Genomic DNA, 11,858 nt, shown 5'->3' with positions numbered 1-11,858 from the left:
CAGCGCCGTACGGGAGGCCGGCGAGGCGGGTGCGGCGCGGCCCGGCGGGCGGTCCGGACCCCGTACGGCCGTGGCCGAACCTCCGGTCATCGGGCATCTGCCAGGACTGCCCGGGTTCGTGCTGGGCAAGCATCCCCCGTGAACGTGTTCGACCAGGAGGGGCAGGGTCCAGCGGCGTGCGGGCGGGGGTCATGAAGAGTCAGGCACGAGGGGGCGGTCCCGCGGTCGTCGGGGGCTCCTCGGCGACGACGGGGGAAGAGACCGACACCACCACGGAACACGCGCACCGGCTCCGGCGCAGGCTGGGGCGGGCGGATCTCAGGGCGGTGCCCGAGGCCCGCCGGGAGTTGCGTGAGCTGCTGCGGCACTGGGGAAAACCGGGCCGCTCGGAGATCGCCGAACTGCTCACCAGTGAACTGGTCACCAACGCGCTCGTCCACACCGACGACGACGCGGTCCTCACGGCCGTGGTCGAGCCGGGCGGACTGCGCGTGGAGGTACGGGACTTCCTGGCCCGCAGACCGGAGCTGAGAGGCCCGGACACGGACGACGACACCCACGGGCGCGGCCTGCTGCTGGTGCAGTCCCTCGCGGATGCCTGGGGCGTACGCCGGCACGGGGTGGGCAAGTCGGTGTGGTTCGAACTGGGCGCCGAGGCGGCGTGACGCTCCACGGGAAGGCCGGCTCACCGGGTGCGGTCCATGGCGGCAGCCCGCTCCCGCACCTTCCCGGCCGCGCTCGAACCCGGGGACCTCATCGCAGCGGGTCCGCACATCGACAGGGCCCCGTCTCTCGGGCGCTGCGGTTGCGTCGGCTTCCCGGCGCCGCCACTGCCGGGACGCGCCGGGGGCGTGACCCGTGTGGTGAGCCCCCGGCGCGTCGGAGTGACTGAGCTGGGGGGTGTCGTTCGGATCATCCCGGCGTCGCGGGGTCCAAACGACAGCCCCTAGCCGAACTGCTGCTCCAGGTCCTTCAGCTTGCGCTCCAGGGAGTCCAGGCGCGGCAGGGCCATGGTGTCGTCCTCGGCGGTGAGGTCGACGGTCACCTGCTCAGCGGACCCGCTGCGGACCGGCTGCAGGGAGGGACGGGGGCGTACGGGCAGTTGTTCCGCGGTGGATATGGCAGGCTCCGCGGTCGCCTGGGCGGGGCCACGCTCCACCGCCTGCACCTCGACCTGCCGGGCGCCACGGCCGACGAAGCCGCGGTGGCCCCGGCTGATGGCCCTCAGCTGGGCCCGCTCGATGCGCTGCTGATCGCGCCGACGCTGCCGCGTCTCCTCCTTCTGCCGCTTGTCCTCGCGGACCTCCTCCACGGCTTCGTCCAGGCTGCGCACGCCCTCCAGGAGCATCAGCGACCAGGCCCGGTAGGTCTCGCGGGGGGCCCGCAGCCAGCGGACGATACGGATCTGCGGCAGCGGACGCGGCACGAGGCCCTGCTCGCGCAGCGCGGCCCGTCGGGTCTGCTTCAGCGCGCGGTCGAACAGGACGGCCGCCGACAGCGACATACCGGAGAAGAACTGCGGGGCGCCCGCGTGCCCGGCGCCCCGGGGCGCGTGCACCCAGTTGAACCAGGCCGCGGCGGCGGCGAACAGCCACACGAGGATCCGGGAGCCGAGGGCCGCGTCACCGTGGCTGGCCTCGCGCACCGCGAGGACGGAGCAGAACATCGCCGCGCCGTCCAGGCCGAACGGCACCAGGTACTGCCAGCCGTCGGTCAGCCCCAGGTTCTGTTCGCCGAAGCCGACCAGGCCGTGGAAGGACAGGGCGGCGGCGACCGCCGCACAGCAGAACAGGAGCACATACGAGGCCGTGCCGTAGATGGCCTCCTTGCGTCTGCGGCGCTCCTCGCTGCGCTCCCACGAGTCGTCCGCGCTCGCGTTCTCCCCGGAGGAGCGCTTGCCGCGCGCGAGCACCGCCACCGCCGCCAGCATCCCCAGGAGCAGTACGGCGCCAGGAAGCAGCCAGTTCAGCGATATGTCGGTCAGTCTCATCAGGGGTCCCTTGCATTGGGATAGGGCGTAACGCCCGCCATAGTGGCCCACTCCCGAGGGCCCTCAGGGGGTTTCGGGGCAAGAGGCCGCCAAGGAGGTGCGAGAGGGATGCCCAGGACGGCGTTCTGCTCGAACTACCGCGTGACAGACGGGCGTTGAGTTCGAATAAGAGTACCCGGACGCGTGGTTCCGCGGACAGTTTCCGTGACGGATGAGGAAGGGGTGAATCATCCATCCCGGTTCACATTTAGGTAAGGCTTGCCTTGCTGACTTCTGGAGAATTGGAACTCCCGCCTCGGGCGCCTAAGGTGCTTGACGGACAAACGACAACCCGCCGTCAATGACCCAAGTGCCGACAACCCCGCCAGGAGGACCCGTGAAGCACAGCGCACAGGGCGTGGCCGGCGCGGGGACACCGCAGCGCCCGGCGTCCGGCGCCGCCCGGGTGCCCGCGCAGGCGCGCGCGGCGGACGGCCCGGACGGCTGTCGCGAGCGGGACACCGCCCTGCCCGCCGCACGCGGCGAGCACACCCACAGTGAGCGGCCGATTCCCGGACCGCGGCCTGCGGTGCAGCGCTCCTCGGTGCGCGGTCAGATCCTGGACGCACTGCGGACCGCTCTGGTCACCGGGGAGCTCAAGCCGGGCGAGGTCCACTCGGCGCCGGTGCTCGGTGAACGGTTCGGTGTCTCGGCCACGCCCGTGCGCGAGGCCATGCAGCAGCTCGCCATGGAGGGTGCCGTCGAGGTCGTGCCCAACCGGGGCTTCCGGGTCGTGGAGCGGGGGGCGCGGGAGCTGGCCGAGCTGGCGGAGGTGCGGGCGCTCATCGAGGTACCGGTGATGCTGCGGCTCGCCCGGACCGTGCCGGCCGAGCGGTGGGCCGAGCTGCGTCCGCTCGCGGAGGAGACCGTACGGGCGGCGGCCTCCGGCTGTCCGGCGACGTACGCCGAGTCCGACCGGGCCTTCCACCAGGCGCTGCTCGCCCTGTCGGGCAACGAGCAGCTGGTCCGTATCGCGTCGGATCTGCACCGGCGGTCGCAGTGGCCGCTGGTCGGGGGCCCCGTACGGCACGGGCGGGCGGACCTGGTGGCGGACGCGGCGGAGCACATGGCTCTGCTGGAAGCGCTGGTCTCCCGTGATCTGGATGTCGTCCGGGGGCTGGTGGAGGAACACTTCGCGGGCGCGTGCTGAGCCGGTACGGCGAGCACCGTAGGGGTTGAGGCCCGTCTCCCGGGTGCGGGTCCGTCGTGGTCGCTCGCGCCCGCGCGGCGGCGCCGCATGTCGAACACGGCCCCGCGCCCCTGTGCCGTAACCGTCCGCCCCTATGCCGTGGCCACTCCCGGTGCCGGCGGGGACAACTGCCGTGCCAGCCATGTCGGTACACCCCCGAGCAACCGGAACAGGCGCCGGGCCTCCTCGCGGAGGCGGGACGCCTCCGGCTCGGACTCCGCGTCGGCCAGCGAGGCCAGCGCCGGGGCCGTACCCACCAGGTAGCCCAACTCCTCGCGGATCCGGAGCGATTCGGCGAACCCGTGCCGCGCCTCGGCCAACTCGCCCTCCCGCAGCGCGAGTCCGGCAAGGTGGCGCCAGGTGAAGGACAGTAGCAGCGGGTCCGCGTGCGCGGCAGCGCCCGCGTGCGCCCGGCGGTAGGCGGCGCGAGCCGCCTGTGCGGAGCGGGTCAGGTTCTCGGCGATCAGGCCCCGGCGGAAGTCCAGCAGGGCGCGGTCCGGCGCCCCCGGAGGGATCAGCGCCGCCGCCCGCCCCAGCGCGGCCCGCGCCTCGTCCGCGCGGTCCCGCACCCCGTGCAGCGTTGCCGTGTAGGCGAGTTGGCCCCGTTCGCACGCGGCGGCCCCCCGCTCCTCGTCGGTGTGCGCGAGCGCCTCCGCCGTCCGCAGGGCGTCCTCCGCCTCCTCCCAGCCCCGCTCGGTGTACAGGCACCGTTCGACCAGCAGTACGGCCCGCTGCAGGGCCGTGGCGGGGGTGTCGGGCGGCAGCAGGGCCGCCGCGTCCGCCCAGCAGGCCCGCGAGCGCAGCCGCCACACCGCGGTCTGGAGCGGATCGTCACCTGGGGTCGTTCCGTTACCAGACATGGCGGTATGCGCCACGTTGCCCTCCCCGAGCACGCCATCGAGCTGTTGAGTGGTGGCGGCATTCCAGCACCAATCGACGGGCCGGGCCAAGAGGGTGGGTGAAAGATTTCACAAAGTCGTTGGGCGAGGGCGTGACGGGTTTGGCCGGTGTGCGCCCCCGCTGACCTCAGCTCATCCGCAGGGCAAGGAAGAAGTCCAGCTTGTCCTCCAGCCGCGACAGGTCCCGTCCCGTCAACTGCTCGATCCTGCCGACCCGGTAGCGCAGCGTGTTGACGTGCAGGTGCAGCCGGGTGGCACAGCGGGTCCAGGAGCCGTCGCAGTCCAGGAACGCCTCCAGGGTGGGGATGAGCTCGGCCCGGTGGCGGCGGTCGTAGTCCTTCAGCGGGTCCAGCAGGCGGGCCGTGAAGGCGCGACGGACGTCGTCCGGGACGAACGGGAGCAGCAGGACGTGCGAGGCCAGCTCCTGGTGCCCGGCCGCGCAGACCCGGCCGGGGCGGGCCGCCGCCACCCGGCGGGCGTGCCTGGCCTCCTCCAGGGCGCCGCGCAGGCCCTCCGCCGAATGCACGGCCGCGCTGACGCCGAGGGTGAGCCGCCCGTCGTCGTCCAGGCCCGCCGACAGCGTCTCGCGCACCGACTGCAGCAGGGAGTCGGCCAGCAGACCGGTCTCCGAGCCGTCGTGCTCGGCGGAGACCGCCGGGAGCGGGACGAGCGCGATGGCTTCGTCGCCCGTGTGCGCGACGGCGATCCGGTCCGAGGGCTCGGGGCCGGTGGCCAGCGGGTCGACCAGCACCTCCTCCAGCAGCGACTGGGCGACCGGGCCGCCCTCGACCTCCCCGCCGTCCCACTCCACGCGGGCCACCACCACCTGCCAGTGCGGGGCCGCCCCGAGCCCGGGCAGCAGCACCGGCGCGGCCACCCGCAGGCGGGCCGCGATCTCGGCCGGCGCGGCACCCGTCTGCACCAGCTCCAGCACCTCCTGGGCGAGCCGGCGACGCACCGTGCGCGCCGCGTCCCGGCGGTCGCGCTCGACCGCGATCAGCTGGGTCACGCCCTGCAGCAGGTCCAGGCGCTCCTCGGGCCAGTCCCCGGCGTCCGCGTCGACGGCCAGCAGCCAGTCCGACAGCACCGTCTCGCGCACATCGCGGGCGGCCTGCGGGGAGCGGCCCGAGGAGCGGATCGGGAACAGCGAGTACGTCGTGCCGCCCAGCAGGACCCGGTGCGGGCCGCGCCGGCCGGTGCGGGTGGCCGCCAGATGCTCGGCGGCGAGCTTCGCGCAGGTCTCCGCGGGCAGCGCAGGGCCCGCCACCTTGGAGCCGGCGATCAGCCGGCCGGTGGGGGAGAGCACCCAGGCGCGCAGGTCCAGGTCGGAGCCCAGCAGGTCCAGGACCACGTCCGGGCCGCCGCCCGCCGGGCCCGAGGTCATCATCCGCCGGTGCCGGTCCACGACGGCCGCCAGGTCCCCGGCGCGCTCGCCGGAGACCTGCCGTACGACGTGCTCGGTGATCGTGGCGAAGGCCACCGACTCGTGCACGGCGAACAGCGGCAGCCGGTGCCTGGCGCAGGCCAGCACCAGGTCGTCCGGGATGTCGCCGAGCTCCGCCTCGCCGGCCGCGAGCGCCGCCACCCCGGCCTGCACCAGGATCCGTACGAACGGCTCGGAGTCGCCCGCGTCCCGGCGCCAGGCCAGGCCGGTCAGCACCAGCTCGCCCCCGGAGAGGTAGCGGCTCGGGTCGCGCAGGTCGGTGGTCATGACCCCGCGCACCGACCGGTCCAGCTCCTCCTCGCCGCCGAGCAGCCGCAGGCCCAGCGCATCGGTGTCCAGAAGTGCGCGCAGCCGCATCTCGTCGCCGCCGTTCTTTGTCTCGAAACCTACGATGGATCTTGGAGGGTGACGGGATAAGGGCCCGGCACGGGCCGCACAGGGCACTCTCCGAGGTCTCTGCACTGTTTCCTGTGTTTCCCCAGGAAATCGGAGAGGTTGCCGATGACCTCCGTTCATACGAATCTACAAGATGCCTGGCGTGGCCAGCCAACTCCTTCATGGTTTCGGTGACTGACCGTCCCGGAGTACCGGGCGGTGTACTGAGTCCAATGCGCGTTAACAACACATGAACGAGCCGGGACCGCCGCACACGGATTGGCTCAATCTGTACGACCCATGAGACCAAGAAGAGAGCCGGTCATGGACTTCCTTCGCCCCGCCAGCTGGGAGGAGGCGCTCGCCGCGAAGGCCGAGCACCCCACCGCTGTGCCGATTGCGGGTGGCACCGATGTGATGGTCGAGATCAACTTCGACCACCGCCGGCCCGAGTACCTGCTCGACCTCAACCGCATCGGCGACCTCTACGAGTGGGAGGTCGGCGAGGAGAGCGTACGGCTCGGTGCCTCCGTCCCGTACACCGACATCATGCAGAACCTCCGTGCCGAGCTGCCGGGCCTCGCCCTCGCCTCGCACACGGTCGCCTCCCCGCAGATCCGCAACCGCGGCGGCGTCGGCGGCAACCTCGGCACGGCCTCGCCCGCCGGTGACGCCCACCCGGCCCTGCTCGCGGCCGGCGCCGAGGTCGAGGTGGAGTCGGCGGCCCGCGGCACCCGTCTCATCCCGATCGACGAGTTCTACACCGGCGTCAAGCGCAACGCGCTCCAGCCCGACGAGCTGATCCGCGCCGTGCACGTCAAGAAGGCCGACGGCCCGCAGCAGTACTCGAAGGTCGGCACCCGCAATGCCATGGTCATCGCCGTGTGCGCCTTCGGCCTCGCCCTGCACCCCGAGACCCGTACGGTCCGGACCGGCATCGGCTCCGCCGCGCCCACACCCGTGCGGGCCAAGGCCGCCGAGGAGTTCCTGAACGCGGCGCTCGAAGAGGGCGGCTTCTGGGACAACGGAAAGATCATCACCCCGTCGGTCGCCAAGCAGTTCGCGGAGCTGTGCTCCGGCGCCTGCAACCCGATCGACGACGTCCGGGGCACCGCGAGCTACCGCCGCCACGCCGTCGGCGTCATGGCCCGCCGGACGCTCACCTGGACCTGGGAGTCGTACCGCGGCAACCACCGCACCACCGAGGGAGCTGCGTAATGCGCGTCAACTTCACCGTCAACGGACGTCCGCAGGAGGCCGACGACGTGTGGGAGGGCGAGTCCCTGCTGTACGTCCTGCGCGAGCGCCTCGGCCTGCCGGGTTCGAAGAACGCCTGTGAACAGGGTGAGTGCGGCTCCTGCACCGTGCGTCTGGACGGCGTGCCGGTGTGTTCCTGCCTGGTCGCGGCCGGCCAGGTCGAGGGCCGTGACGTGGTGACCGTCGAGGGCCTCGCGGACTACGCCAAGCAGCGCGAGGAGCGCGGCGGCTGCGCCACCGGCGCCTGCGGCACCTCGCTGCAGGACGCCCAGCTGGGGGTCCCCCCGGGCGAAGCCTGGGGGAGGGAGGCCAAGGGCACCGACTCCCAGACCGGCGAGGGCAGCGGACTCAGCCCCGTCCAGCAGGCGTTCATCGACGCCGGCGCCGTCCAGTGCGGCTTCTGCACCCCGGGTCTGCTCGTCGCCTCCGACGAACTCCTGGAGCGCAACCCGAACCCGTCCGACGCGGACATCCGCGAGGCGCTGTCGGGCAACCTGTGCCGCTGCACGGGCTACGAGAAGATCATGGACGCGGTTCGCCTGGCGGCCGCCCGTCAGTCCGAGGAGGTCTGACATGCCCGCCAACGGCGCCCCTACGAAGATCACGCAGGGCTCGCAGACCAAGGGCGGCATCGGCGAGTCCACGCTCCGTCCGGACGGCACCCTCAAGGTCACCGGCGAGTTCGCCTACTCGTCCGACATGTGGCACGAGGACATGCTGTGGGGCCAGATCCTGCGCTCCACCGTCGCCCACGCCGAGATCGTCTCGATCGACACCTCCGAGGCGCTGGCCACGCCGGGCGTGTACGCCGTCCTGACGTACGACGACCTGCCCACCGAGGTGAAGAACTACGGCCTGGAGATCCAGGACACCCCGGTCCTGGCCCACGGCAAGGTCCGCCACCACGGCGAGCCGGTCGCGCTCGTCGCCGCCGACCACCCCGAGACGGCCCGACGCGCCGCCGCCAAGATCAAGGTCGACTACCGCGAACTGCCGGTGATCACCGACGAGAAGTCGGCCCTCGCCCCGGATGCGATCCTCGTCCACGAGGGCCGCGACGACCACCACATCGGCCATGTCCCGCACCCGAACATCGTGCACCGCCAGCCGATCATCCGCGGCGACGTGGCGGAAGCCCGCAGGCGGGCCGACGTGATCGTCGAGGGCGAGTACACCTTCGGCATGCAGGACCAGGCCTTCCTCGGCCCCGAGTCCGGCCTCGCCGTGCCCGAGGAGGACGGCGGCGTCCACCTCTACATCGCCACCCAGTGGCTCCACTCCGACCTGCGCCAGATCGCGCCCGTCCTCGGCCTGCCCGAGGAGAAGGTGCGCATGACGCTGGCCGGCGTCGGCGGCGCGTTCGGCGGCCGCGAGGACCTGTCGATGCAGATCCACGCCTGTCTGCTGGCGCTGCGCACCGGCAAGCCCGTCAAGATCGTCTACAACCGGTTCGAGTCCTTCTTCGGGCACGTCCACCGCCACCCGGCGAAGCTCCACTACGAGCACGGCGCCACCAAGGACGGCAAGCTCACGCACATGAAGTGCAGGATCGTCCTGGACGGCGGCGCCTACGCCTCCGCCTCACCGGCGGTCGTGGGAAACGCCTCCTCCCTGTCGGTCGGCCCGTACGTGATCGACGACGTCGACATCGAGGCCATCGCCCTCTACACCAACAACCCGCCCTGCGGCGCCATGCGCGGCTTCGGCGCGGTCCAGGCGTGCTTCGCCTACGAGGCGCAGATGGACAAGCTGGCGAAGAAGCTGGGCATGGACCCGGTGGAGTTCCGGCAGCTGAACGCGATGGAGCAGGGGACCATCATGCCGACCGGGCAGCCGGTCGACTCCCCGGCCCCGGTCGCCGAACTGCTGCGCCGCGTCAAGTCGATGCCGCTGCCGCCGGAGCGCCAGTGGGAGTCCAGCGAGGGCGCCGACGTACGGCAGCTGCCCGGTGGTCTGTCCAACACCACGCACGGCGAAGGCGTCGTACGCGGCATCGGTTACGCGGTCGGCATCAAGAACGTCGGCTTCTCCGAGGGCTTCGACGACTACTCCACCGCCAAGGTGCGCATGGAGGTCATCGGCGGCGAGCCCGTGGCCACCGTGCACACCGCGATGGCGGAGGTCGGGCAGGGCGGTGTCACCGTCCACGCGCAGATCGCCCGCACCGAGCTCGGCGTCACCCAGGTGACCATCCACCCCGCCGACACGCAGGTCGGCTCCGCCGGCTCGACCTCGGCCTCCCGGCAGACCTACGTCACCGGCGGTGCCGTGAAGAACGCCTGCGAGATCGTCCGCGAGAAGGTCCTGGAGATCGGGCGCCGCAAGTTCGGCTCCTACCACCCGGCCTGGGCGACCGCCGAGCTCCTGCTGGAGGGCGGCAAGGTCGTGACCGACGGCGGCGAGGTCCTCGGCGACCTGGCCGACGTCCTGGAGGACGAGGTCGTCGAGGTCGAGGAGGAATGGCGGCACCGGCCGACCGAGGCCTTCGACCTGCGCACCGGCCAGGGCAACGGGCATGTCCAGTACTCCTTCGCCGCGCACCGCGCCGTGGTCGAGGTCGACACCGAGCTCGGCCTGGTCAAGGTCATCGAGCTGGCCTGCGCCCAGGACGTCGGCAAGGCGCTCAACCCGCTCTCCGTCGTCGGCCAGATCCAGGGTGGTACGACCCAGGGCCTGGGCGTGGCGGTGATGGAGGAGATCATCGTCGACCCGAAGACCGCGAAGGTCAGGAACCCCTCCTTCACGGACTACCTGATCCCCACCATCCTCGACACGCCGACCATCCCGGTCGACGTGCTCGAACTCGCCGACGACCACGCCCCCTACGGGCTCCGTGGCATCGGCGAGGCCCCGACCCTGTCGTCCACCCCGGCCGTCCTCGCGGCGATCCGGAACGCGACCGGGCTGGAGCTCGACCGCACTCCGGTGCGGCCCGAGCACCTCACGGGAACCGCGTAACACCCAAGAGCTCTCCGGGCGGCGCAGGGAACGTCACACACTCCGCCGCGCCGCCCGGAGGAACCCCCCTTTGAGTTCCGCACCGCTCGCGGTCCTTGAAGTACCACCCTTTGTTCGTCTCGGGCCGTCCCCCGGGTCGTCCATTCCCAAATCCCGTACGGCCCGAGGAGGTTGTACGGGTGCCCCTGTGAACCTTGGGAGATGGCACCATGACCCAGCAGTCAGTGGAGCCCAGGACCGCAGCCGACGACGCGGGTGAAGGCACCCGCGTCCCGGCAGGGCGATCCTGGCTCGACCGGTACTTCCACATAACCAAGAGAGGGTCCACGGTCTCGCGAGAGGTCCGCGGCGGCATCACCACCTTCATGGCGATGGCCTACATCCTCCTGCTCAACCCCCTGATCCTGTCCGGCAAGGACGCAGCGGGGGACACCCTCGGCCAGAAGGCACTGATCACTGCGACCGCGTTCGCGGCGGCCTTCACCACGCTGCTGATGGGTTTCGTCGGCAAGGTGCCCCTCGCGCTCGCCGCCGGTCTCTCCGTCTCCGGCGTCCTGTCCTCCCAGGTCGCCCCCAACATGACGTGGCCGCAGGCCATGGGCATGTGTGTGATGTACGGCGTCGTCATCATGCTGCTGGTCGTCACCGGCCTGCGTGAGATGATCATGAACGCGATCCCGCTCGCGCTCAAGCACGGCATCACGATGGGCATCGGCCTGTTCATCGCCCTCATCGGCCTCTACAAGTCCGGCTTCGTGCACAAGGGCGTGGCCACCCCGGTCACGCTCGGTCCGGCGGGCCAGCTCGCCGGCTGGCCGGTGCTGCTCTTCGCCGGAACGCTGCTGCTGATCTTCATGCTCCAGGCGCGCAACATCCCCGGCGCCATCCTGATCGGCATCATCACCGGCACGATCGTCGCCGCCGTCCTCAACGGCCTCGGTGTCATCGACCCCAAGCAGTGGGCCAACGGCGCCCCCGAACTGCACGGCGGCGCGGTCTCGATGCCCGACTTCTCGCTCTTCGGGCACGTGGAGTTCGGCGGCTGGGGCAAGGTCGGCGCGATGACGATCGGCATGATCGTCTTCACCCTCGTCCTCGCCGGGTTCTTCGACGCGATGGCCACCATCATCGGCGTCGGCACCGAGGCCGAACTGGCCGACGACAAGGGCCGTATGCCGGGCCTGTCCAAGGCGCTGTTCATCGACGGCGCCGGCGGTGCGATCGGCGGCGTGGCGGGCGGCTCGGGCCAGACGGTCTTCATCGAGTCCGCCACCGGTGTCGGGGAGGGCGCCCGCACGGGTCTCGCCTCCGTGGTCACCGGCCTGTTCTTCGCGGCCTGTCTGTTCTTCACCCCGGTCACCGCGATCGTCCCGCAGGAGGTCGCGTCCGCCGCCCTGGTCGTCATCGGCGCCATGATGCTGATGAACGCCCGGCACGTGGACTGGGCCGACCGCGCCACCGCGATCCCGGTCTTCCTCACCGTCGTCCTGATGCCGTTCACGTACACCATCACCAGCGGTGTCGCGGCCGGTGTCATCTCCTACACGGCCATCAAGACCGCCCAGGGCAAGGCCCGCGAGATCGGCGCCTTCATGTGGGGTCTGACCGCCGTCTTCCTGATCTACTTCGCCCTTCATCCGATCGAGGGCTGGCTCGGCGTGCACTAGCCGGCCGCCCCCGCCCCACTGAGCAACACCCCGTGAGGAG

At 71.6% G+C, this 11,858-nt stretch carries 9 protein-coding genes; 6 read left to right on the top strand and 3 right to left on the bottom strand.

All coding sequences use genetic code 11. The features are described from left to right. Nucleotides 1-191 precede the first annotated feature (191 nt). Nucleotides 192-665 (top strand): ATP-binding protein, encoded by a 474-nt coding sequence (locus ACZ41I_RS12740; protein WP_399772887.1) that lies wholly within the window; start codon nucleotides 192-194, stop codon nucleotides 663-665. 281 nt (nucleotides 666-946) lie between these two features. Here the strand turns inward: ACZ41I_RS12740 and ACZ41I_RS12735 are convergent, their stop codons facing one another. Further along, the gene (locus ACZ41I_RS12735; RefSeq protein WP_363217632.1) at nucleotides 947-1,990 is read right to left on the bottom strand and encodes a DUF2637 domain-containing protein; all 1,044 of its coding nucleotides are present in this window, start codon (nucleotides 1,988-1,990) and stop codon (nucleotides 947-949) included. Nucleotides 1,991-2,366: 376 nt separating this feature from the next. Between ACZ41I_RS12735 and ACZ41I_RS12730 the strand changes: the two genes are divergently transcribed. Next, the gene (locus ACZ41I_RS12730) at nucleotides 2,367-3,179 is read left to right on the top strand and encodes a GntR family transcriptional regulator (RefSeq protein WP_468514037.1); all 813 of its coding nucleotides are present in this window, start codon (nucleotides 2,367-2,369) and stop codon (nucleotides 3,177-3,179) included. A 131-nt stretch (nucleotides 3,180-3,310) separates the two neighbouring features. On the opposite strand, the gene ACZ41I_RS12725 is transcribed toward ACZ41I_RS12730, so the two are convergent. Both ACZ41I_RS12725 and ACZ41I_RS12720 read right to left on the bottom strand, forming a co-directional pair. Continuing rightward, the gene (locus ACZ41I_RS12725; RefSeq protein WP_363217630.1) at nucleotides 3,311-4,078 is read right to left on the bottom strand and encodes a hypothetical protein; all 768 of its coding nucleotides are present in this window, start codon (nucleotides 4,076-4,078) and stop codon (nucleotides 3,311-3,313) included. Nucleotides 4,079-4,244: 166 nt separating this feature from the next. Continuing rightward, nucleotides 4,245-5,918: a PucR family transcriptional regulator gene (locus ACZ41I_RS12720; RefSeq protein ID WP_468322900.1), complete on the bottom strand. Its 1,674-nt coding sequence runs from the start codon at nucleotides 5,916-5,918 to the stop codon at nucleotides 4,245-4,247. A 342-nt stretch (nucleotides 5,919-6,260) separates the two neighbouring features. Here ACZ41I_RS12720 and ACZ41I_RS12715 point away from each other — a divergent pair, with 342 nt between their 5' ends. The 4 genes from ACZ41I_RS12715 (at nucleotide 6,261) to ACZ41I_RS12700 (ending at nucleotide 11,818) form a co-directional block, all read left to right on the top strand. Continuing rightward, a complete protein-coding gene (locus ACZ41I_RS12715; RefSeq protein ID WP_399772896.1) occupies nucleotides 6,261-7,154 on the top strand; it encodes an FAD binding domain-containing protein in 894 nt (297 codons plus the stop codon). Next, nucleotides 7,154-7,765, top strand: a complete 612-nt coding sequence (locus ACZ41I_RS12710) for a (2Fe-2S)-binding protein (protein ID WP_399772899.1) — start codon at nucleotides 7,154-7,156, stop codon at nucleotides 7,763-7,765. Before ACZ41I_RS12715 ends, ACZ41I_RS12710 begins: the two co-directional genes overlap by 1 nt. A 1-nt stretch (nucleotide 7,766) precedes the next feature. Further along, nucleotides 7,767-10,151, top strand: coding sequence for a xanthine dehydrogenase family protein molybdopterin-binding subunit (locus ACZ41I_RS12705; protein ID WP_363219812.1), 2,385 nt, complete (start codon nucleotides 7,767-7,769; stop codon nucleotides 10,149-10,151). A gap of 209 nt (nucleotides 10,152-10,360) precedes the next feature. Beyond that, a complete protein-coding gene (locus tag ACZ41I_RS12700; RefSeq protein ID WP_363219814.1) occupies nucleotides 10,361-11,818 on the top strand; it encodes an NCS2 family permease in 1,458 nt (485 codons plus the stop codon). Nucleotides 11,819-11,858 lie beyond the last annotated feature (40 nt).

This window comes from Streptomyces sp. NPDC030799, from assembly GCF_055572255.1.
Note: the sequence above shows the minus strand (reverse complement) of the source record. Positions and strands in the feature narration are given on the sequence as shown.

Coding starts and splice junctions, on each gene's coding strand:
- ACZ41I_RS12700 (WP_363219814.1), top strand. CDS start 10,361: ATGACCCAGCAGTCAGTGGAGCCCAGGACCGCAGCCGACGACGCGGGT.
- ACZ41I_RS12720 (WP_468322900.1), bottom strand. CDS start 5,918: ATGCGGCTGCGCGCACTTCTGGACACCGATGCGCTGGGCCTGCGGCTG.
- ACZ41I_RS12710 (WP_399772899.1), top strand. CDS start 7,154: ATGCGCGTCAACTTCACCGTCAACGGACGTCCGCAGGAGGCCGACGAC.
- ACZ41I_RS12740 (WP_399772887.1), top strand. CDS start 192: ATGAAGAGTCAGGCACGAGGGGGCGGTCCCGCGGTCGTCGGGGGCTCC.
- ACZ41I_RS12705 (WP_363219812.1), top strand. CDS start 7,767: ATGCCCGCCAACGGCGCCCCTACGAAGATCACGCAGGGCTCGCAGACC.
- ACZ41I_RS12725 (WP_363217630.1), bottom strand. CDS start 4,078: ATGTCTGGTAACGGAACGACCCCAGGTGACGATCCGCTCCAGACCGCG.
- ACZ41I_RS12715 (WP_399772896.1), top strand. CDS start 6,261: ATGGACTTCCTTCGCCCCGCCAGCTGGGAGGAGGCGCTCGCCGCGAAG.
- ACZ41I_RS12735 (WP_363217632.1), bottom strand. CDS start 1,990: ATGAGACTGACCGACATATCGCTGAACTGGCTGCTTCCTGGCGCCGTA.